This is a genomic window from Thermodesulfovibrio sp. 3907-1M, assembly GCF_040450955.1.
Taxonomy (GTDB): domain Bacteria; phylum Nitrospirota; class Thermodesulfovibrionia; order Thermodesulfovibrionales; family Thermodesulfovibrionaceae; genus Thermodesulfovibrio; species Thermodesulfovibrio autotrophicus.
Map to the genome: position 1 here is coordinate 1,138,434 of NZ_CP144373.1, position 22,544 is coordinate 1,160,977.

At 36.4% G+C, this 22,544-nt stretch carries 20 protein-coding genes and 1 tRNA gene; 8 read left to right on the forward strand and 13 right to left on the reverse strand.

Features of this window, described 5'->3' with window-relative positions; all coding sequences use genetic code 11:
• Positions 1-3: 3 nt before the first annotated feature.
• The gene (locus tag V4D30_RS05895) at positions 4-399 is read left to right on the forward strand and encodes a hypothetical protein (RefSeq protein WP_353683396.1); all 396 of its coding nucleotides are present in this window, start codon (positions 4-6) and stop codon (positions 397-399) included.
• Here the strand turns inward: V4D30_RS05895 and V4D30_RS05900 are convergent.
• Together V4D30_RS05900 and V4D30_RS05905 are read right to left on the reverse strand one after the other, a co-directional pair.
• Positions 363-1,529 (reverse strand): small ribosomal subunit Rsm22 family protein, encoded by a 1,167-nt coding sequence (locus V4D30_RS05900; RefSeq protein WP_353683397.1) that lies wholly within the window; start codon positions 1,527-1,529, stop codon positions 363-365. The genes V4D30_RS05895 and V4D30_RS05900 overlap by 37 nt on opposite strands.
• 49 nt (positions 1,530-1,578) lie before the next feature.
• Complete coding sequence (locus V4D30_RS05905) at positions 1,579-1,851, reverse strand: HU family DNA-binding protein (RefSeq protein ID WP_353683398.1); 273 nt, start codon at positions 1,849-1,851, stop codon at positions 1,579-1,581.
• A 93-nt stretch (positions 1,852-1,944) separates the two neighbouring features.
• Between V4D30_RS05905 and V4D30_RS05910 the strand changes: the two genes are divergently transcribed.
• From V4D30_RS05910 to V4D30_RS05930, 5 genes are all read left to right on the forward strand, one after another.
• Positions 1,945-3,078, forward strand: coding sequence for a metallophosphoesterase (locus tag V4D30_RS05910; RefSeq protein WP_353683399.1), 1,134 nt, complete (start codon positions 1,945-1,947; stop codon positions 3,076-3,078).
• On the forward strand, positions 3,071-5,080 hold the full coding sequence (locus V4D30_RS05915) for an AAA family ATPase (protein ID WP_353683400.1): 2,010 nt from the start codon (positions 3,071-3,073) through the stop codon (positions 5,078-5,080). The genes V4D30_RS05910 and V4D30_RS05915 overlap by 8 nt, the downstream gene beginning before the upstream one ends.
• A 74-nt stretch (positions 5,081-5,154) precedes the next feature.
• Entirely contained in the window at positions 5,155-5,424 is a 270-nt protein-coding gene (rpsO, locus tag V4D30_RS05920; protein WP_353683401.1) for a 30S ribosomal protein S15, read from the forward strand.
• 19 nt (positions 5,425-5,443) lie between these two features.
• Complete coding sequence (gene pnp / locus V4D30_RS05925; protein WP_353683402.1) at positions 5,444-7,537, forward strand: polyribonucleotide nucleotidyltransferase; 2,094 nt, start codon at positions 5,444-5,446, stop codon at positions 7,535-7,537.
• Positions 7,538-7,593: 56 nt separating this feature from the next.
• On the forward strand, positions 7,594-8,763 hold the full coding sequence (locus tag V4D30_RS05930; RefSeq protein ID WP_353683403.1) for a pitrilysin family protein: 1,170 nt from the start codon (positions 7,594-7,596) through the stop codon (positions 8,761-8,763).
• 38 nt (positions 8,764-8,801) lie between these two features.
• On the opposite strand, the gene qmoC is transcribed toward V4D30_RS05930, so the two are convergent.
• From qmoC to V4D30_RS05975, 9 genes are all read right to left on the reverse strand, one after another.
• Positions 8,802-9,953 carry a quinone-interacting membrane-bound oxidoreductase complex subunit QmoC gene (qmoC, locus tag V4D30_RS05935; protein ID WP_353683404.1) on the reverse strand — a complete coding sequence of 384 codons (1,152 nt, stop codon included), beginning with the start codon at positions 9,951-9,953 and terminating at the stop codon, positions 8,802-8,804.
• A gap of 11 nt (positions 9,954-9,964) precedes the next feature.
• Complete coding sequence (locus V4D30_RS05940; protein ID WP_353683405.1) at positions 9,965-12,199, reverse strand: FAD-dependent oxidoreductase; 2,235 nt, start codon at positions 12,197-12,199, stop codon at positions 9,965-9,967.
• A 3-nt stretch (positions 12,200-12,202) separates the two neighbouring features.
• Positions 12,203-13,450 carry a CoB--CoM heterodisulfide reductase iron-sulfur subunit A family protein gene (locus V4D30_RS05945; protein ID WP_353683406.1) on the reverse strand — a complete coding sequence of 416 codons (1,248 nt, stop codon included), beginning with the start codon at positions 13,448-13,450 and terminating at the stop codon, positions 12,203-12,205.
• A 140-nt stretch (positions 13,451-13,590) separates the two neighbouring features.
• Positions 13,591-15,579: an adenylyl-sulfate reductase subunit alpha gene (gene aprA / locus V4D30_RS05950; protein WP_353683407.1), complete on the reverse strand. Its 1,989-nt coding sequence runs from the start codon at positions 15,577-15,579 to the stop codon at positions 13,591-13,593.
• Positions 15,580-15,603: 24 nt separating this feature from the next.
• A complete protein-coding gene (gene aprB / locus V4D30_RS05955; RefSeq protein ID WP_353683408.1) occupies positions 15,604-16,032 on the reverse strand; it encodes an adenylyl-sulfate reductase subunit beta in 429 nt (142 codons plus the stop codon).
• 26 nt (positions 16,033-16,058) lie between these two features.
• Positions 16,059-16,460, reverse strand: coding sequence for a hypothetical protein (locus V4D30_RS05960; RefSeq protein WP_353683409.1), 402 nt, complete (start codon positions 16,458-16,460; stop codon positions 16,059-16,061).
• A 15-nt stretch (positions 16,461-16,475) separates the two neighbouring features.
• The gene (gene sat / locus V4D30_RS05965; protein ID WP_353683410.1) at positions 16,476-17,861 is read right to left on the reverse strand and encodes a sulfate adenylyltransferase; all 1,386 of its coding nucleotides are present in this window, start codon (positions 17,859-17,861) and stop codon (positions 16,476-16,478) included.
• Positions 17,862-17,873: 12 nt separating this feature from the next.
• Positions 17,874-18,524 (reverse strand): adenylate kinase, encoded by a 651-nt coding sequence (locus tag V4D30_RS05970; protein ID WP_353683411.1) that lies wholly within the window; start codon positions 18,522-18,524, stop codon positions 17,874-17,876.
• A gap of 101 nt (positions 18,525-18,625) precedes the next feature.
• Positions 18,626-19,225, reverse strand: coding sequence for an XTP/dITP diphosphatase (locus V4D30_RS05975; protein WP_353683412.1), 600 nt, complete (start codon positions 19,223-19,225; stop codon positions 18,626-18,628).
• Between the two features lie 38 nt (positions 19,226-19,263).
• On the opposite strand from V4D30_RS05975, the gene V4D30_RS05980 reads away from it, so the two are divergent.
• Positions 19,264-19,337, forward strand: a tRNA-Met gene (locus V4D30_RS05980).
• A gap of 1 nt (position 19,338) precedes the next feature.
• Here the strand turns inward: V4D30_RS05980 and ftsY are convergent.
• Together ftsY and V4D30_RS05990 are read right to left on the reverse strand one after the other, a co-directional pair.
• Positions 19,339-20,244, reverse strand: a complete 906-nt coding sequence (ftsY, locus tag V4D30_RS05985; RefSeq protein ID WP_353683413.1) for a signal recognition particle-docking protein FtsY — start codon at positions 20,242-20,244, stop codon at positions 19,339-19,341.
• Positions 20,244-21,989 carry a hypothetical protein gene (locus V4D30_RS05990; protein WP_353683414.1) on the reverse strand — a complete coding sequence of 582 codons (1,746 nt, stop codon included), beginning with the start codon at positions 21,987-21,989 and terminating at the stop codon, positions 20,244-20,246. Before V4D30_RS05990 ends, ftsY begins: the two co-directional genes overlap by 1 nt.
• Positions 21,990-22,129: 140 nt before the next feature.
• Between V4D30_RS05990 and V4D30_RS05995 the strand changes: the two genes are divergently transcribed.
• The gene (locus V4D30_RS05995; protein ID WP_353683415.1) at positions 22,130-22,537 is read left to right on the forward strand and encodes an RDD family protein; all 408 of its coding nucleotides are present in this window, start codon (positions 22,130-22,132) and stop codon (positions 22,535-22,537) included.
• Positions 22,538-22,544: the final 7 nt, after the last annotated feature.

Sequence of the window (22,544 nt, forward strand, 5' to 3'; positions counted from 1 at the left end):
AAAATGGTTATTGAAGTTAAGCCTCAAAAAGATGAGTCTTCTGATGTTGAGCAGATTACACAAAAGGTTTTTTTCAAAACAATTGAGCTTCTTGGGGGAATTAGAAAACTTGCTGAATACAGAAGCCTTACATGGCTTCCTGCTTTAGCAAGAGCTTCTTATGCAGTAGTGCTTAAAGAAAAATTTTTAAAAACCGAAGAAGAGATAGCCAGCCTGGTGGGAATCACGAAAAATACAGTAAGAATGATACTTCGCGCAGACCCCGAGATAGCATTAAAGAAGATTAAAGAATTACAAGAAGCTTCAGTTGAAACTAAAAAGGAGCTTAAAGTTCATACTGCAGGAGCAATTGCCCGTCTTGCCTATAATGAAATAAAAGATACGACTTCAGGACAGTAAAGAATTTCTATTTTAGAATTTTTAGGAATACGAACTTTTTTCTCTGAGACTTCAATAAACTTATCAAAAGAAAAATAACATCCTTTTTTAATTTTAAGCCAGCAATCATCATCTGTATAGTCTCTTTTCAATCTCTCAATATCAACAAGTCTTCCATCCCAGCATCCCCACAGTCTGCTTTTTCCTTTTTCATTGAGAATGTGGGAAGTGTTTTTTATCACCATCTCATGTTCTGGAAAACTATCTTTTATGTTTATCCCATCTTTTCTTAAAACTACATAGCTAAATTTAAGATAGTTTACCTGCAATCCCACCGCGCTTAAAAATGAAAGATATTCCGGAGGAATCCATCTCCTTTCTTCATAACACCAGTTGTTTGCTCTAAGAGCAGAACAGGGAAGGTTATTCAGACAGGGGCTGTAAGGATAAAGTTTAAGCTCATCAATGAGACTATCTCTGAGTTTATGAAGCCTCGTAGAGCTCCTTTTAGTTGCCGGTTCAATAATAATCAGGGTAAAATTTTCATTCCGATAAATAAAATACCTTATGAATTTTATAAACTCCTCCTGGCTTATTCTCTGTTTATCAAATATTTCTCCCATAGAATTTGAAAAAATTATTATGTCAGGTTTTAATTCTTTCAATTCAACATATGTTTTTACATCCGATGCATCAGCCTTTAAAAATTCATAATTTACAGGCAAATTATATGGTTTAAATCTCTCAATCATTTCTCTTGCAAAATTTATAGCCTGCTCTTCAAATTCAACACCAACATATCTAATATAGCCTGCTGAAATTATTCCCTCCTCAAATAGCTTAAAGACTGGCAGAACTGCTGGACAAGGACCACAACCAATGTCAACTATTTTTAAATCTTTTTTATGAGAAATTGAAGGATGTCTGAAAAGCTCTTTCAGAATGCCATATAGCTTTGACAAATTTACGGGAACAAAATAGGCAAGATAACCTTTTAAAAAATCTTGATTTTTCATGTAATCTATGGGTCTTTTAAAATCTGAAAAAGTAAAAAGTTCAGAAGCTTTTAGAATCAAGTTTTTAAGTTGCTGTTTCGGAGGAATTTTTTCCTTGAAAATGTGTTTTAAAAGAAACTCAGACCAATTTTTCACTTTTAAAAATATTTAGGGAGGGAGATCCCCCCCTAAATAAATTTGTAGATTACTTTACTGCCTCTTTCAGGGCTTTTCCTGCTGTAAATTTGGGGACTTTTGTTGCAGGAATCTTAATCTCCTGTCCTGTTCTTGGATTTCTTCCCTTTCTTGCCTTTCTCTTTGAAACATAGAAGCTGCCAAATCCTACTAATGTAACTTTGTCACCCTTTTTTAGAGCTTCCTTAATAGCTTCAATTGTGGCATCCAGTGCCTTCGCTGCCTCAGCCTTTGTAAGCTCTGCCTTCCCTGCAATTTTGCTTACCAACTCTGCCTTTGTCATACTTCATACCTCCTTTTTTATTGATAGATTAAGGATTTGATGTAAACAATACCAAATTTTTCATATAATGTCAAGTATTTTTTATAATAAAGAATGAAGTTTAAATTTTTGCATGTTTCAGACCTTCATTTAGGCTTAAAAATCAAGGAAATAGACAGACTTAAATACTGTCAACAGGCTCTATTAAAAGCGTTTAAAATCATTAAAGAAAAACAGCTTGATGCCATGATAGTGGCAGGAGATTTTTTTGAAAACGATAAAATTTACAGGGAAGACATAGAGTTTTTAAACGAAGTTTTTGAATTAATCTATCCAAAACCTGTTATTATTTCACCTGGAAATCATGACTTTTTAGCACCTGATTGTCCCTATGATGAGAAACTTCTTAATATACTCAGATTTAAAGGATGGCAGGAAAATGTAAAAGTGTTTAAAAAACCAGAATTTTCATTTTTCCCACTTGACAATGTCAATATTTATGGAAAGCCCTGTATTAACAGGCAGGCAAGAGCTTTTGATAAATCTATCAATATTAATCCAGCAAAAATTAATATAGCAGTTATTCACGCATCAAGAGTTAACTTTAACCCTGAAAGCAAAGAAGTCTGGCATCCCTTTGAAGACAGCGATATTTTAAAATCAGGCTTTGATTATATTGCTTTAGGACACTATCATAATTACTCAGAAATCTCTGATGACTCAGGAATAAAAGCAGCCTATTCAGGCAGTATGGTACCAGCTTCAATCTATGAGTATGGTAAAAGGGGTGGACTGATTGTTGAAATTGTAAAGGAGGGTGGTAAAACAAAAATTGAAACAGAATTCGTAGGGTTAAGTGATTTTTCAATCAAAAAAATTGAGATTTCAGCATCTCAAAATATGGAAAAAGTTAAAAATATTATATCCAATGAGATCACAGAGAGTGACGCTCCTCAGGATACCCTTTTTATTGTGAAAATAAAAGGAATGGGCGATTTAAATATAAACTATTTGAAAGAGCTTTTTTCTGGACATAAAATTTTATTTGATATTTCTGAATTCACAAAATTTGATATTGAAAGATTAAGAGAAGTCTCACCACAAACGACAATTGGTATCTTTATTAATGAAATGCTCAAAATGATAGAGCAGTCAGATGATGAGGAAAAACAAATTCTTGAAGATGCTTTAATATACGGACTTGATGCTTTTGCCGGTAAACAGATAACACCAAAATTTTATGATTAAGATAAAAAGAATACTCATAGAAAATGTAGGTATTTACAGGCAGAGGGAATTTATTTTTGAACACCCCTGCTGTCTGATTGTGGACAGAAATGAAGCTGGCAAATCCCTTCTTGCAAATTCTATACTTGAAGCCCTATATCCCCTAAAAAGCAGTCATCTTTTAAACAACGGCAACATTACAATTGAGATTGAATCAGAGAATGATTTCTATCAGATTATTAGAGGCTCCAACGGATACAGAATATTAAAAAATGGAAATCCCTTAAAATTTGAAACTAAAAATAAAGGAAGGATTGTAAAAAAATCGCCGGGAGAGATTATCTTCAATCTTTCACGGGAAGTTTTTATCAATACTTCTTTTTTAACTCAAAAGGCAGGAGTAAATACCAAGGAGCTTTATTCAATTACATCTTTTTTAGAGAGAGCTATTGATACCGGTTTTCAGGATACATCAGCATCGGTAGCTTTAGCGAAAATAAAAGAGGCACTACATGAAAGCATTCATGCGGGATCACTGTTTCCCTTTGCCACAAAGGGAAAGCTGGATACAGCAATAAAATCATGGAAAGAAAAACTGGCTCAGTACCAGGAAAAAAAGTCACATTTAAAAAGTTTGACAGAATTGCAAGCGGATATTATTGAAAAATATGCTCAGACAATGCATGAACTGGAAAAAATCAATAATAAACTAACAAAGATTGAAAGTAATTATGCTACATGGAAAATCCAGAGAGATAATCTTTACAGGAGGGAGCTTGAAAAACTTGAAAGAAGAAACCAGGAATTAAAGGAGTTTGAAAAACTCGTTGATTTTTACAAGAATTTTGAAAATCTAAAATCTGAGGAGCAGCAATTTATAATTCTTTATGAAAATGAAATTCAGACATTGCTACAGAGTTTAAAATCAAAACAGCAGAGGCAAAAGGAGATAAAAATTTTATCAAAAAAACTATACTTGCTCGTTCTCATAATAGCCTTATTAAGCATCATAGCAGGATTTATAAACAAAATATTTTACTCTGGAATTCTCCTTAGTATTCCTCTGCTTTTTTATCAACTTAAACTTTACAGTGAAAATAAAAAATTAACCAACGAAATAAAAGAGTTACAACTGAAAAATACCAGTCTTTCTGAACATGCGCAGCAGCTTATTTCCAAATTTTCTATAAATGACGCATCGGAATTCTTCAGTATTTTTAAAAAAATGAACATGCACAAAGCAGAAATTAAAGAATTTATAGAAAACGCTAAAAAGACTGAAGACTACAAAAAAAATCTTCTGTCAGAGGAGGAAATAAAGTTTTATGAATCAAGAATTCTCACCGATGGGGAAATAAATTATGAAGATATTGAAAAATATGAACAAAAAAAAGATGAATTGCTTAGAACCAAAGAAGAGTTAAAGGACAAAATCCATCAACTCCAGAGGGATTATGAAAAAATTATTCAGCGCAGAAAAGAGATTGAAGAGTTAGATGAAAAGATAGAGGCTTCAGAAAAATACTTAAAAACCCTGGAGAGATTTAAAAAAGCCTTACAAAAGTCTTTTGAAGTAATTGAAACTATTACGGAGAAACATCATGAAGTCTGGGCTGAAAGATTAAATGTATCAGCTTCAGAGCTTTTAAGTAAAATAACAGGTAAAACAGTAAACATATCTTTTAGCAAAGACCTTTCCTTTAATATAAAAGTGCCAGAAATTGAATATGATTTATCGGAAAAAGAAATTGAAACTAAACTCAGCGGAGGAATGGTGGAACAGATATACCTTACTGTGAGACTCATTCTTGCTCAGGCTTTAAGTAAAAATATAAAAATTCCTTTAATACTGGATGAACCCTTTGCTCATTCAGATGATGAGAGATTTATCAGGGGTATGAAATACTTAATACAGGAAATTGCAAAATCAAATCAAGTAATTATACTGAGCTGTCATCAGAATAGATTAAACCTTCTTAAGGAATTAGAAGGTGATTTTAAGCTTATTTCAGTAAATACCTAAGCCTGAAACTTTACTAAATCTTTAATTTTATGTTAATTTTTAAAGTTAATCCCTTTAGGAAAGGTGGTGAAAGTATGGGAATTTCTCCAGAAAGAAAAAAAGAGATTATTGAAAGTTTTAAAATGCATCCAACTGATACAGGTTCACCAGAGGTGCAGATTGCCTTAATGACTGAAAGAATTAATTATTTAACTGAACACTTTAAAATTCACAAGAAGGATCATCACTCAAGAAGAGGACTCATTAAATTGGTAGCTCAAAGAAGAAAACTTTTAAACTATCTCAAAAAAATTGACAGAGAAAGATATAACAGAGTCATTGAAAGGCTTAGCATCAGAAAATAAATTAAAGATGAGGTAGAATGTGGAAGTAGAAATTGAAGTTAAAGGGAAAAAACTTATTTTTGAAACGGGAATCTTTGCAAAACAAACAAATGGCTCAGTTTTAGTAAAATATGGTGATACATATGTATTATGCACTGTAGTTGCTGAAAAAACTCCTAAGGAAGGGCTGGATTTTGTTCCGCTAACCATTGACTATCAGGAAAAAGCCTACTCTGCAGGCAAAATTCCAGGAGGTTTTTTTAAAAGAGAAGGTAAACCAACGGACAGAGAAATTCTGGTTTCCCGTCTGATTGACAGACCAATAAGGCCCCTTTTTCCTGAGGGATTTAATTATGAAACTCAGGGAATTGCCTCTGTTCTTTCCTATGGAGATGAAAACATTGCCGATATCTTAAGTATAATCGGAATTTCAGCAAGCCTTACCATCTCTGATATACCATTTAATGGACCTGTGGGGGCTGTAAGAGTTGGTCTGATTGGAGATGATTTCATTTTGAATCCTGACAATGAAGAATCTGAAAAGAGCAGCCTTAATCTTGTGGTCGCAGGCACAGAGGAAGCTGTTACCATGGTTGAAGGTGGGGCTCAAGAGTGCTCTGAAGACACGCTTGTAGAAGCTTTAAAGTTTGCTCACACTCACATTAAAGAAATAATAGCTATCCAGAAAAAACTTGCTCTTTTAGCAGGAAAACCAAAAAGAGAAATTAAAGTCCAGGAAGATGAAACTCTCAAAGAAGCTATTTTAAATATCATTTCAGGAAAAATTGAAAATGCCTTATTTATACAAAAAAAGCTTGAAAGACAGCAGGCACTTGAAGAACTACTTAATGAATGCATACAAAATTTAAGCACAGAAGAAGTAGACTCCCTAAAAATTAGCAATGCCTTTGATAAAGTAGTGAAAAAATTTATTCGACAGACAGTTGTAAAAAAGGGATTGAGAGTGGATGGTAGAAAACCTGATGAAATAAGACCAATTACATGTCTGGTAGGAATACTGCCAAGAGTTCATGGTTCTGCTTTATTTACAAGAGGAGAGACACAGGCACTCGTTGCAACAACTCTTGGGACTTCAGAAGATGAACAAAAGGTTGATTCTCTTGAAGGAGAAATATTCAAAACATTCATGCTTCATTATAATTTTTTACCATTCAGTGTAGGAGAAGTTAAGCCCTTGCGAGCACCTGGAAGAAGAGAAATCGGTCATGGATATCTTGCAGAGAGAGCTATACAGTATGTAATTCCTTCCAAAGATGAATTTCCATATACCATAAGAGTTGTATCAGATATTCTTGAATCCAATGGTTCATCATCAATGGCAACAGTATGCGGAGCAAGTCTTTCTTTGATGGATGCAGGAGTTCCAATAAAAGCTCATGTAGCAGGGGTTGCCATGGGACTCATTAAAGAGGACGATGAAGTTGTAATACTTACTGATATACTCGGGATGGAAGACCATTATGGTGATATGGATTTTAAAGTAGCAGGAACTGAAAAAGGTATAACAGCCTTTCAGATGGACGTAAAAATTTCTGGCATAGATTATGAAATATTTAAAAAAGCTTTAAAACAGGCAAAGCAGGCAAGATTATCTATCCTCAAAAAAATGTACGAAACCATCAGTCAGCCAAAGGAGCTTTCCTCATATGCTCCAAGAATATATAAAATACAGGTCAAACCCGAAAAAATTAGAGACATCATTGGCACAGGAGGAAGGGTAATTAAAAGCATTATAGAAGAAACAGGGGTAAAAATAGACATTGAAGATAAAGAGGGAATTATCAAAATTGCATCTTCACGAGAAGCTTCAGCTTTACGAGCTATTGAAATCATTAAAGGAATTACGCAGGAGGCAGAACTGGGAAGAATTTACATGGGTAAAGTAACAAGAATAGCAGATTTTGGAGCTTTTGTTGAAATAATGCCAGGAGTGGAAGGATTACTTCATATATCTCAAATTGCTGATAAAAGAATTCACAAAGTTTCAGAAGTCTTAAAAGTGGGAGATCAGATTCCTGTAAAAGTAATTGAGATTGATGAACTTGGAAGGGTTCGCCTGAGCAGAAAAGAAGCTTTAAGAGAGATTGAAGGCAGAAGCATAGCAAAAAAATAATCTTGATGATTAAAAAGACCTATCTGTCATCCAACATCCCTGTATTAATGAATGAAATGAAAGGCTACAGATCTTTTGTGCTTGGAGTATGGATAAAACATGGCTCCAGGCATGAGCCTTCTTCAAAAAATGGATTATCCCATTTCATAGAGCATCTATTTTTTCAGGGAACTCCAAAGAGGGATGCTCACAGAATATCACTTGAGATTGATACTCTGGGAGGAGATATAAATGCCTTTACTTCAAGAGAGTTTACTTCAATTTATATAAAAGTTCTTGATACTTACATGCTTCAGGCAATAGAACTTATTGGGGACATTTATTCAAATCCCCTTTTCCCTGAGCAAGAAATAGAAAAAGAACGTTCTGTTATTCTTGATGAAATCAGAACAATAAATGATACGCCAGATGAGCTTGTTCATGATCTTTTTATGGAAAACTCATTTCCTGATGGGCTTGGACAACCCATTATTGGCAGAGAGGAAGCAGTATTAACAATAACAAGAAAAGATATTGTTGACCGTTATAATGAGTTTTATGGAAACTCTATTATAAGCTGCGCAGGAAGTTTTGATGAAGAAAAATTAATTGAAAGCCTTGAAAAAAACATAAAACCCAGGATTCCTAAAAAAGTCGTGATAAATAGTAACGCCCTTTTTTCTCCATCTCTTAAACTCCATGAAAAAGACTTAAATGAAATCCATTTATGTATGGGAACAGAGACTTTCCCTTTCAACAGTTCTCACAGGTATGCTCTAATTCTGCTTAACTGTATTATTGGTGGAAGCGTCAGCTCAAGATTGTTTCAGGAAATAAGAGAAAAAAGAGGCTGGGTTTATAATATTTATTCTTTTACTTCCTTTTATCACGATACAGGTTTATTTGGAGTTTATACTGCTTGTGAACCTAAAAAAATAAACAAAATAGTGGAATCAATCTTTAAAATATTAAAAAAGATTCCTGAAAACTTGAAAAAGGAAGAATTTGAAAGGGCAAAAACTCAGACAATATCGCAAATTATTTTTTCTCAGGAATCTCCAAGCTCAGTAATGCACAATTTAGCCTATCAGGAATTATATCTTGGACAGTGTTATACTCTTCAGCAGCAGATAAGACAGATTGAAGCAGTCTCATTTAATGAAGTGAAGGATATGGCATCAATTTTAAAAGAAAAGGATTTTTCAATAACTCTTCTTGGACCTGTTACTGAAAAACTTGTTTTTTGAAAAATAAAAATTTAAGGGCGGCTTAAGCCGCCCTTTCTCTATGCTGCTTCTTCCTGCTTGATTGCAGCTTCCTCTCTCAATGAGGCTTTTGCAAAAACCATTGCGGTTGCTCTATAAACCATGTGTGCCATCTTTGAATGAGGAGCATATGCAAAAAGAGCAAACACAAATACAAGATGAGCAATGTATGAGGCATATCCAAGTGTTTCTACTTCAGCAAGTCTTAGAATTTCAGCAAGAAATCCTGTAACTCCAACTGCAGCAATTATGGTAATAAGTAGCCAGTCAAAGTAACTTCCAATTCCCTGTTTTGCCGAATTCTTACTTCTATTTACAATAACAAGGAACATTCCGATAATAAGCGCAATTCCACTTATATTTCCGATAATCTTCACAATGTTTGTCTGTGGATATGGAGATTCCCATCTCAGTACCCATTCATAAAATGCAGCTATAGCAGTTGTTATAGCAAGTCCGATAAAGGCATAAAGAACAAGAATATGAGCTGTATATCTTCCTTTATTTACGCCGCAGAGCTGAAATTTCTTATGAAGAAGTATGTCTTTTATGGTTTCCCATATGCATCCATATATATCCTTGCGCTTAATCTCCGTTCCTTGTGCAAGGTCAAGCCAGTATCGCTTAACGCCATTGTAAAAGCAAATTATTGCAAAAGCTGCCAATGCCATAAAGGGAACATCAATCCACGGAACTGCAGGTAGAAACGCCACATATGACATCTCTCCATTTTCACCCCTTGGAATCTCTACTCCACTGAAGTAACCCAAAACTGCCATCTCACCAAGGAAGAACAGCAGCGGAATAAGAAAGATAAGCAATATGTATCTGGGATCTGCTACCCATCTGGCAAGGAATTTAGGCGGTGAATAGTTCTGTATCATGAGCTTTCTCACAGCACCTAAAACTTCACCTGGCTTTGCTCCTCTTGGGCAGTAGGCTGTGCAATCACCACAATGATGACATAGCCATATATCAGGATTCTGGAAAAGTTTTTCCTTAATTCCCCACTGAGCATAAAGCATTTCTTTTCTTGGAAAAGGTGCTTTATCAGGTGAGAGCTGGCATACAACAGTACATGTGGAGCACTGATAACACTTTTTTAAAGATTCTCCACCAGCTTTTATAATCTCTTTTGCAAACTGTAAATCTGGTTTTACAGGTTTCTCCATATCTTTCCTCCTTAGAAGCCCTTAAATGGATTAGGACCGATTTGTCTAATTTTCTCCATAAACTCATTTACTATATCAGGAATTCTCCAGTACTCATCAATTGCTACCTCATACATCTGAACTCTGTCTGATTCAAGTTGAAGTCTGTCAAGGGTTTCCTGAACCTTACCAAGTCTGTATTTAGCAAGCTCACTGCCTTTTGCAAAATGACATTGATAGTTTTCACCAAATTTGCATCCAAGTAGCAGCATTCCATCAACACCTCTTGAGAGAGCATCAGCAATCCAGACAAGGTTCATAGAACCAAGGCATCTCAATTGAATAAATCTCAATGCAGGATCAAGTTTAAGTCTGTGAAAAGCTGCTGTTTCTGTTGCAGGAAATGCATCATTTTCGCAGCAAAGCACTATAATACGAGGTCTTTCATCTTCGCTCGGTACAGAAACATTCTTCAACATTGAACCAATCATATCTACGCTGTAGTCCTTGAATGAAACAATTCTTTCTGGACATGCACCCATACAGGTTCCACATCTACGACATCTGTTAGGTTTATAAAATGGGATACCCTTTTCGTCTTCATCAATTGCACCAAAGGGACATTCTTCTGTGCATCGCTTGCATGCTGTACATTTTGAAAGATTTGGTTCAGGATAAGAAGTATCCCATGCTCTTGGATGAACAGCCATTCCCTTTGCAACATGTTCAATGCACTGAATTGCCTTTAATGCTGCGCCACGAGCATCTTCCTGTGATTCAGTCATGTTCATTGGTTGACGCACCGGTCCAACCGCATATATACCTGTTCTACGGGTTTCATACTGAAAGCATATAAAGTTAGAATCAACAAAGCCGAATCCACCTTCAAGGAAAGGAAGTTCAGGTCCCTGACGATATCCAAGGTTAAGAATAAATTCTGGTTTTTTGGTTGTCTCAATATATTTTGCCTTTGCTTCATCACCTTTTGCTGCAGCTTCTGCGAGACCAATAAGATAATCCTGTGGTTCTTTTGTTGTCGGAACCATACCAGTGGCAAGAACTACCATCTCTGCTTCTATCTCAACTTTTTCACCAAGTAAAGAGTCTTCCACAGTAACAATCAATTTATCCCATTCTTCTTTGATTCCTGTAACTTCCCCTTTAGCAAGCATAACTCCAGGTGTGTTCTGAGCTTCTTTGTAATAGTATTCAAGCTTTCCTGGGGTGCGAATATCCTTGTAAATAACCATTGCAGTGGCATCAGGATTACCATCTGTAACATATCTTGCCTGTTTAAGTGTTGTAGCACAGCACATTCCTGAACAATAGGGAATATGCTCAGGATCTCTCTGCCCTGCACACTGAACAAAAAGAACAGACTTAACAACTCTGTGATCAGAAGGTCTCTTGATTACACCATTGTTATTTTTTGCAATCTCTTCAAACTCAAAATTAGTAACCACATCCTTGAACTTGCCGTATCCATACTTCTTTGCAAGTTTTTTAGCATCATAGGGTTTCCATCCTGTTGCCTGAATTATTGCACCGATTTTAATAGTTTCAGTGGAGCCTTCTTTAGCAATGGTTACATCAAAATCACCGGGTTGTCCATCAATTCTCTCAATCTTTGATGATGTATAAACCTTTATTTTTGGGTTTGATGTAACTTCATTTATAAGTGGCTCAAGATTAACTTCTCCGAGAACTCCCTTTGTAAAATCATCTGTTGGCACTCTTTTGTAAAGTTTTCTCGCAAAACCACCAAGCTCTGGCTCTTTTTCAACAACAACAACATCATATCCAGCACGAGCTGCCTCCAGAGCAGCTGTCATACCTGAGATTCCACCACCTACTACAAGAATTGATTTAGCAATTTCAATAATGTAGGGTTCGGGGATATCAGCTTTCTGAGCCTTTATTACGCCCATTTTAATGTAGTCTTCTGCTGCAAGCTGTTTTTCAGATGCATCCTCAATACTCCATATGGCAAGCTCTCTTACAGGGACTCTTTCAACAAAGCAACCAGGAAAAGTAAATTCATAGGTTTTAACTCTTGGTGAACATCCTGCTATAACTATGCTATTTACTCCCTGCTCAGCAATGTCCTTTTTAATTAATTCAACACCTTGGCTGCTACATAAAACATCACTGACTGCTACCACTGGAACTCTTAATGCATTTTTTGCTATGTTCTGAATCTTTTCAACATCAACTGCTTCACCTATACCACAGCCTTTGCAGATATATAGTCCAATTTTCTTTTCCATAGATTACCTCCTTACTCCAGTCTGAATTGCCTTGAGGGCTGCAGCTGTGGCATCCTTTCCACAACCTGCTACATCCATTGGAGCTTTTGCACAACCCGCAGAATACACACCTTCAGAGTCAACTACAAATCCATCTATTGCGTACTTGAGCCCTGGAACTTTTATTTCAAAGCCCTCTGGCTGCATTCCTGTGGCGAGAACTACCATATCTACTTTCTTTCTAATTTTTTCTCCACTGAGCATATCTTCTGCAGTTACCACAACATCATCTGAATCCTTATCCTGCTGGACTTCAGCAACCTTGCCTTTGACAAGATTGACTCCTGTTTGTTCTTTAACCTGATTGAAAAACTTCTCATATCTGCCAGGAGTTCTTATATCAATGTAAAAGATTGTAACCTCAGCATCAGGATTCTGCTCTTTTATATACAGCGTGTGCTTTAATGAAGCAAGACAGCAGATGTATGAGCAGAAGGGAAGATGATTTTCATCTCTGCTTCCTGCACACTGAACAAAAGCAACACTCTCAACAGGTTTTCCATCTGATGGTCTTAAAATCTGCCCCTGGGTTGGACCATTCTTAGAGGCAAGTCTTTCAAGCATCATATTTGTTATTACGTTTTTAACCTTTCCAAATCCGAGATTGTCTATCTTTGAAGCATCATAAGGCTTCCAGCCTGTTGCAACAATTATTGAGTTAACTTTAACCTCAACTGTTTCGGGTTGCATATTAAGGTCTATTGCATTGTATTTACAGGCATCCACACATGGAGCTGGACAATCCTTTGGACAGCTTCCTCTGTCAACAACGTATCTTAGAGGAAAAGCCTGTTCAAATGGCAGATAAATAGCTTTAGTTTTGTTTAAGCCAAAGTTGAAATCATTATCTCTTTCCTGAGGACAGGCTTCTGCACAGGCATTGCAGGCTGTACAGTTTTCATTTACGTAACGAGGGTTCAACTTTATTGTTGCTGTATAATCTCCTGGTCCACCACTAATTGATGTAACCTCTGCCATGGTGTAGAATGTTACTGCTGGATTAACTTTTATACGCCTGAAATTAATCTCAAGACCACACATTGGTGGACAGATTTTTGGAAAGTATTTATTCAACTGGGCAACTCTTCCGCCGAGATAAGGATTTTTCTCAACAATTATAACTTCTGCTCCTGTCTCGGCAGCCTCAATCCCTGCAGTTAAGCCACTGAATCCTCCACCAATTACCAAGATGCGGTTTGTTTCAGCACTCATCGGTAGCCTCCTTTAAATAAATTCTTAAACACAAAAATTCGTAATACAGCTTTGACTGCATTACGAATTTTTATAGTCATCTCTTTTCAATGTTTAAAATTAAAGGGAGGGGAAATACCCCTCCCGAACCTGACTCTGTATTAGTCTGGGAATATCTGGACGTATGGGACTTTCTTAAGTGTAAATGTATCGGTAGCTGGATCATAAACTGAGTTGACAAAGGCACGCCAGTTATTGTCATCAACAAAGTCAAAGTCTCCTCTGTAGTAGTAGCCAGGATATCTGGACTCTTCTCTGAAGAGAATGTGTCTTGCATGAGCTTCAAGTGAGAGTGTTCTATGTACATTCTCCCAGCAACGTAGAAGCTCATGGAGATTGGATGCTGCCAGTCTTGCTGCATCTTCTTTAAGAACCTGAAGTTTCCTGAGACCTTCTTCAATCATTGTCTTTGATGTCATGTACCATGTACCGACTCCACCAAAGTACTCGTCAGCAATCTTCTGGAGTCTTGCCTGATACATATCGGGTTTGATATAGTATGGATTGACCTTAGGATCTGTTGAATAAGTCTTATATTTCTCGTAAAGCTCAAATGGCAGATACAGCTCTGCTGCCAGAGCATTTGGATCTTCTGCTATTGTTGGTGTGTATGCTGAATTATCAAGTATGAAGGCAATTGCTGCTTTTGCAGCAATTCTTCCCTCTGCGTGTGAACCTGAGGAGAATTTATGTCCTGATGCACCAACAATATCACCAGCCATGAAGAGGCCATTAACTGTGCTCATTCTGTTATAGCCCCAGAACCACTCTGCTGGTGTACCGGGGATGTCACCAGGTCCGCTTACCCAGAAGCCTGCACAGCCAGCATGTGAGCCAAGGAGATAAGGCTCTGTTGGCATAATCTCGGATGGAACTTTATCAGGCTCTACATTATAGGCTGCCCACAGTCCTGCCTGACCAATACACATGTCAAGAAAGTCTTCCCATGCTTCTGCTTCAAGGTGTTTGAGTCTCTTTGCATCCATCTGCTTTGCAAGTTCCTGCATTGCAGTGTGTGTATTCATAAGAATAGGTCCTCTACCCTGCTTCATAGCCTGCATCATAAGATGGTTTCTGATGGCAGTTCCTAAAGCCTCAGCCCATTTTCCATATTTCTTTACAGCATCCTGAAATTCTGGAGTATCCTTGGCGCAGTAATCATTTCCAAGAGAATCGCTTGCTTTTGCTTTAAAGAAGAGGAACCATGCACCAACAGGACCATATCCATCTTTGAATCTTGCAGGAACAAATCTATTTTCCATCATTGTCAATTCTGCACCAACAGTAATACCGAGATAATATCCAGAACCAGAATTCCATACTGGATACCAAGCTCTTCCCATTCCTTCTCTGGTTGATCTTGGTCTGAAGACATTAACTGCACCACCGCAGGCTGCAAGAATTGCCTTTGCTTTGAAGAGATAAATCTTATTTTCTCTTACACTGAAGCCTATTGCACCTGCTACTCTGTTAGGCTCTTTTGCATCCTTAAGGAGTTTAACTATAAATACTCTCTCATAAATATTCTGAGCCTGTCCAGTTGCCTTTCTATTGAACTCAAGAGCAGCCTTTGCAGCCTCTGCAACTATTACCTTATATGATTCACCATTGATCATGATCTGCCACTTTCCAGAACGGCATGGAACTCCACCATCTTTGAGCTTTGGTTTGCCCTGGTCTCTTGCCTGGAATCCATCAAGTGACCAACCATCATCGCTCTTTTTCCATATTGGAAGACCCCATTCCTCAAACATATGAACAGAATCATCAACATGTCTTCCAAGGTCATAAACAAGGTCTTCTCTGATAATTCCCATCAGGTCTGCACGGACATATTTTACATAGTCAACAACCTTGTTTTCGCCAATGTAGGTATTAATGGCGCTGAGACCCATTGCAACAGCACCGGAACGATCCATTGCTGCTTTGTCAACGAGTGTTACCTTAATTCCCTTTGGCGTTGCCCATCTGCAACCTTCAAATGCAGCACCGCATGCAGCCATTCCACCACCAATGATTAGAAAATCAGTCTCAACCTCTACAACATCAGGTCTCTGACAGTATGAAAATGTGCAAGTCTCTTTTTCCATGTTATCCCTCCTTACTTTATTTTTTTACTCTTTTCTGGCTTCATAATTAAAGTAGCCAGGCTGTTTAATCTTTGAATAATCAGGCTCAGGTAATCCTGCATAAATGTTGTCTGCATTCCAGTAACCTTCTGGTGTAAGTCTGATTGGGAATTTGAATCTCTTGATTGAGCCATTTCTGAATTTAATTGTCCACATAATTGCATCCTGACCTCTCATTGGAATAACGCTTGCACCGAGAGGACAGAAGTCTGCGTAACCTCTTACCTCAATTGCCTGCTGAGGGCAAATTTTTACGCAGTTATAGCACTCCCAGCACTGGTCAGGCTCCTGATTGTAAGCCTTCATCTTTTCTCTGTCAAGCACCATAAGGTCGTTGGGACAGATGTACTGACATGCAGTTTTGTCCTGTGCTTTGCAGCCGTCACACTTTTCCTGAATTACAAAACTTGGCATAGCTTAACCTCCTTTTTTGTTTTTTATTATGCTGGTTTTTGCACTGGATTTTTTTGTAATTCCAGTACATCACTTATATCAATATCAGGGACTGGAAGCTCTCTGTCTTCCTTTGCGATTTCTTCTTTAATTGAATGAATCTCAGCAACAGCAGCCTCTATTACCTCTGGACCTAAAGATTTTTTCTCTACAATTTTCTTAAATACCAATCTTTTGAATGCAGCAGGAGTTTCCTCAATAAATCCTCTTGCATCAAATCTTGCCTTTGAGAACTGTTCAATAACTTTCTGACCAAGCTCATCAGAAACCTCAATTACAAGACGCTTTAATGCTCCACCAAAAATTGGCTCAACCTTTTCCTCTAAGGGAGTTCCCTTTATAGCTGCCAATCTTTTTTCATCAATTATTACGCCAAAATACTTAGCCATTATTCACCTCCTCTTTTATTTTTTTAAGTGAGCTGGAAGTTCCATGTGAGGGAGATCAACCTCTAATCTCTCCTCTCTCTCTTTCAGATACTTCTCATTGTTAAATGGATATCCAAACTTCTGCCACCATTTTACAACAACTTTATAAACTTCTGGTCTGTAAATCTGTGGTGGTGGTGTTACGCCTTCGTTTATAAGTCCTCTTATAAAGCTTCCAGAGTATCTTGAATATATACCTTTATGATTACAATTACCAGAGTATGCAAACTCAAGGCATTTTGGACAATACCAGAACTCTGCAATATTCTGAGGCCTTATATAGAATCCGCCTTCCACTGCATATGGTGGAGCATCAAAACCAAAGCTCGGGATTCCCTTTGACCAGAGTATCTGAGTTGCATAAATATCATAGTACTCGCCAAGTGCTGCATGATCTCTTCCAAACATATGGAAGGAAATTCCCATGTTCTGTCTGATTACTGCATGGATGAGAGATTCAATGGGGTTTCCGTATCTCATATCCCAGAGTGTAAATGTTACAAGATGGCGCTCAGGCTTTATGTAACCAGCAAGATGAAGCATTTCGTGCCCTTCTACAATTGCTTCATCTGGGAAGTCTCCTATTCTCTTTGCACCAACTATAGCATTAACAACTATACCATGAGAAGGCTCTATATCACCTATATATGCTGCATTCTTCATTAATGCTTCATGACCCGTGTGAGGAACATTTCTTGTCTGATGAGCTATAACAGTGGTCCAGCCTCTTTTTTCAAACTCTTCTCTTGATCTCTTTGGTGGATACCAGAATCTGTCAAAAGGTGGTCTGATTTTTGGCTCATTTATTATTGTGTATTTTCCAGCAAGTATTATTGGATTCAATGAGCAGTAAATGTTATATCCTGTATGCTTCTGATCAAATGGGGCTTTAACCACTTCCGGATTTTTCTCTGGTGTTCCAAAGGTTCTTACCGCAACGTCACCAGGCACGATCTCATAAACTTCTTCAATCTCAAGAATTGCAAAAGGTTCACCCTTGAGTCTTAGAAGAAGCCAGTCACCTGCTCCAACTTTAAGTTTTTTGAAATCTTCTTCTGAGATGTCAAAGAGAATTGGATAGGGAAAAACCCATCCGCTCAAAAGCCTTCTTTTTTCAAGAACACTTTCAAGCTCAGCCTTTGTCATTGAGCCTTCAACAGGGCTGAAAAAGCCATAACATACTGACATTATTTCCCTGTAAACATTTCTTACAGGATTACCCTTAAAAAGGGTTGGCTTGATGTCATAAACTGCAGAGCATTTTTCCATTAATTTTCTTGCCATCTCAGGGTCACGAACAACCCTCTCAACAAGTTTTCCACCATGAGGTGGGGGCAGTGTTTTAATTCTTACATCTGGCATACCTTTCCCTCCTTATTTAATTTTTTCTAATATTGCACAGATACTGTTAAATATTTCATCTATGCTACCTGTGCCTGAAACGCTTTTAAGAATTCCTTTTTTTGAATAATAATCAATCAATGGTTCTGTTTGAGCCCTGTAAACTTCAAGCCTTTTTCTGATTGTTTCTTCTTTGTCGTCATCCCTCTGGAAAAGCTCACCTCCACATTTGTCACACTTACCTTCCACTTTTGAAGGAGAATAATAAATATTGTACATTTGACCGCAGACTTTACAAGTTCTTCTTCCTGTAAGTCTTTTCATAAGGTCATCAAAGGGAACATCAAGATTAAGTGCAAGGTCTAAAGGCATATTCATCTCAGAAAGCATTTTATCAAGAGCCTCAGCTTGAGCAACATTTCTTGGAAAACCATCAAGAATAAAACCTTTTTTACAGTCATCCTGAGACAGTCTTTCTTTGACCATTCCAAGAACAACGCTATCAGGAACCAGTTCTCCTCTGTCCATGTATGACTTTGCTTCTTTGCCAAGCGGAGTTCCTGCTGCAACTGCTGCTCTGAGGAGATCACCTGTAGAAATCTGAGGGATACCATATTTTTCTACCAATCTTTTTGCCTGAGTTCCCTTGCCTGCTCCTGGAGCACCTAAGAATACTAATCTCACTGTTTCCTCCTTTTAGGTTTAAAATTAACTTTTGGTTTATAATTTAACTTATTATTGATTAAAAAGCAACTTAAATTTTATAATTTTGTAATAAGTTTTGCTTATAAATTTGTCGTTAGTTTTATCAAAAATTCTCTTAATTTGTCAAGTGCTTCTTTGCGATGACTTATCCTGTCCTTTTCATGAGGTAGCATCTGAGCAAATGTAGTTGAAAACCCTTCAGGTATAAATACAGGATCGTATCCAAAACCATAGCTTCCTCTTGGAGTTTCTGTAATTTTACCTCTCACATAACCCCAGAATAAATATTCCTTATGTCCTGGAAAAACTAATGCAATGCAGCATACGAATCTTGCAGTTCTTCTATCTAAAGGAACTCCTTCTAAATCTTTCAAAAGCTTTTTTATATTGTCCTCATCAGTGGCATTATCTCCTGCATATCTTGCTGACCTTACACCTGGAGCACCTTCCAATGCATCAACTTCCAGTCCTGAATCATCAGCCAGAGCAGGCAGTCCTGTTTGTTTACATACATATCTTGCTTTTTTTAAGGCATTTTCTTGAAAAGTCTCACCATCTTCAACAACTTCTCCGAGATGGGGAAAATTATTGACAGAAAGCAGTTCAATGCTGAGCCCTTCAAGAATCCTTTTTAACTCTTCTATCTTTTTTTTGTTTCTTGAAGCAATTACAATCTGCATTTGACAAATCCTGTTTCTTTAAGGTATATTGAATTTATCGCGGGGTGGAGCAGTCTGGTAGCTCGTCGGGCTCATAACCCGAAGGTCAGAGGTTCAAATCCTCTCCCCGCAATTTAATCAAACAAAGCTTCAACAAATTCTTTAGGATTGAACTCCTTTAAATCATCAATTCCTTCGCCAATGCCGATTAATTTAACAGGAATGCCTATCTCTTTTTTTATTCCGAAAATAACTCCACCCTTTGCTGTTCCATCAAGCTTTGTAACAACCACACCTGTTAATCCTAAGGCTTCATTAAACAGACAAGCCTGTCTTATTGCATTCTGCCCTGTTGTAGCATCTAAAATCAGCAAAGTCTCATGGGGAGCTTCTGGAATTGATTTTTTTATAACTCTGTTGATTTTTTTTAACTCTTCCATTAATGGTTGCTTTGTGTGAAGTCTGCCTGCTGTATCTATAATTACTATATCCTTTTTTTTTGCTCTAGCATGCTCCACTGCATCAAAAACAACAGCAGCTGGATCAGCTCCACTCTTATGTTTGATAATATCAGCTCCTACCCTTTTTGCCCATATTTCAAGTTGTTCTATAGCTGCAGCTCTAAAGGTATCAGCAGCAGCAAAAACAACAGATTTACCTTCACTTATAAATTTATAACCCAGTTTTCCAATGGTTGTAGTTTTTCCAACTCCATTTACTCCAACCACCAGAATTACTGCAGGTTTTGAGGATAAATTTAAATTTGTTGCATTTTCAAGAATTTTATAAAGCTCATCTTTGAGTATAGATTTAAAATCACTATAGTCCTTTAATGCGCCTTCTTTTACTCTTTTTCTTAGAATAGATGTAATCTGTTCTGTTGCATGTATACCAAAATCAGAGGATATTAAAATCTCCTCTATTTCTTCTATTGTAGTTTCATCAATTTTTCTGCCTACTGGAACAACAGCTTCAATTTTTTCAACAATATGTTGTTTTGTCTTGCTTAACTTTTCCTTGAGCTTGTCAAATAAACCCATTAAGGTCTCCTGAACTCTACAAGGAGTTCATCTTTTTTCTTTGTAACACGATACTTAAGAGGCTTCTTAAGGGTTATATTGAGTATAACTTTATTTTCTTTTTCAGATATAGAAACCTCTCTTATAAAATCGGATTCAATTTTTATCGGTGCTTCTAACTTATTTTTAACAGGATAAACTTCTAATGCAACTGACATAGATTTTCCTTCTTTTTTTGTTTTTGGATAATATCCACCGTATTTATCCACATTTGGAATAAAAAGAGTCAAGGAAGAACTTTTTTTTGTTTCAACAAGAGAAATATTTTTAAGTTCTAAAACCTGCCCTTTGGTGACAATTCTTTTTTTAGTTTTTGCTTTTTTTGCTTCTCTTTTTTCAACTATTTTTTTCTTTGTTTTTTCTACTCTCTTTTCTTCAGCAATTTTAATTTCCTTTGAAGGAATCTCTTTTTCTTCTGTTGTTGCAAAAATATTAAATTTTTCTGCCCTGTCATACATAACTTCAACAGTAGCAACTCCATTAATAAATTCTGATGGAGGAACTCTATTTGGAGTAAGACTGCCTGAACCTGACGATTTTAATATAACTGTACTGCCATACAAGTTGTAATTGGACATAACTTTGTCAAGATGATTATAGGCAATAATCTTTATTTTGAATCTCTGCCCTGCAATAATTGTCTCAGGTGAAATAATTTCAAATCTTTTTACTTTCGGTGGAACAATTTTTACAACACCGCTTTCTCCTCTTATTGAATTATTATTGGCAACTTTAACTACTATTTTTATATCTTCAGGCATATCATAGCGAAGACTTATTTTTGCTTTGCCGTCTGAAAAGGCATAAGATGATAACTCAGAAGGAAAGATATAACCTTTGCCCTGTGCTTCTATTATTATTTTTTCCTTTTGTATAGCAAAGTCTTTAACAAAATTATTGAATCTATCAATAGCCAATATGGTTATATCAAAAGGTTCATCAACAACAGCGGTTTCAGGTGCATTAACAATAAAAGAATTTACAGGACCATTTAAAACCGCTATTTTTTCACTTTTACCTGTGATTTTTTTATTCAATAAGTCTGCTTCAATGTGGAAATTTCCAATTTTTTCTGATAAAAGTTTCACTCTCACACTACAGCTTTCAGGTATATACTGAATTTCTTTTATCTGAGGAGAAACATCACCTTTAAAAAATAAGTTCAAATCCTTAGGTTCAAAATCCTTACAAACCACATTACCAAAACGATCTTTTCCTGAAATCCATACTTCAAAATCACTACCAGCTTTTACTGAAGCAGGAACTTTTATACTAAGATCAGATATCTCTGCTGGCAGAATTTTTATCTTTTTTTCAATAATGGGGAAAGGACTATTAATTTCATAAAGGGAGATCACAACTTCTTCTGCTTTCTCATCCTTAAACTTAATAGTCAGACCTGACTGAGTTATTTCACTTGACTTAAACTGAGAAGGTGATACCATAGCTGAGCCTGTTACGGTTAATTTATATTCTTTAAAGCTTTCAGCAGGCATGCTTACAGGATTACCAAAGGCATCAACTGCTATAATAAATATTTTATATTCATTGCCAGCTGTCAATACATCCGGGGTATCAAACTGAAAATGATCAAAAGTTCCTGGTTTAGCAATAATTTCTGCATGAGTTAATGATATACAGTAAAAAAATAACAAAAAAACAACAAAATTCAACCAACAACTCATCCTTAAAATTTTATTACCCATTTTACCCTCCTCTGTAATTTCTATTTTTACATTTTGCTTTATCAACAAATTTTATTGTATCCTATCATAATTGTTTATATTAAAAAGAGGCAAGTGCTAATATATTATAGAATATTTAAAATAATAATAAAACAATAAAAATGATTAATAATCAATCAAAATATGGCAATATTTTCTTCAGAGGAATTGCTAAATTAATTGATTTGCTTCTTATTTTAGTCCTTTGGAAATTTTTTCATGAAGGAGGATTTTTTACTGGAATTTTTTATCTGTTGATAAGTGATGGTTTATTCAAAGGTTGCAGTATTGGAAAAAAATTCTTAAGACTAAAGGTTATTAACATAGAGAGACAGAGCAAGGCTGATTTTAGAGACTCCATAATCAGAAATTTACCTTTAGCTTTAGCAGCATTTTTTTTACTGATACCCATTCTTGGCTGGCTAATTTGTATTGCATTGTTTGCCTTTGAATTTACACTCATTGTAGGTGATCCAGACGCGAGAAGATTGGGTGATTACCTGGCTAAAACTTCAGTCATAGAAGAATAAATCTGAA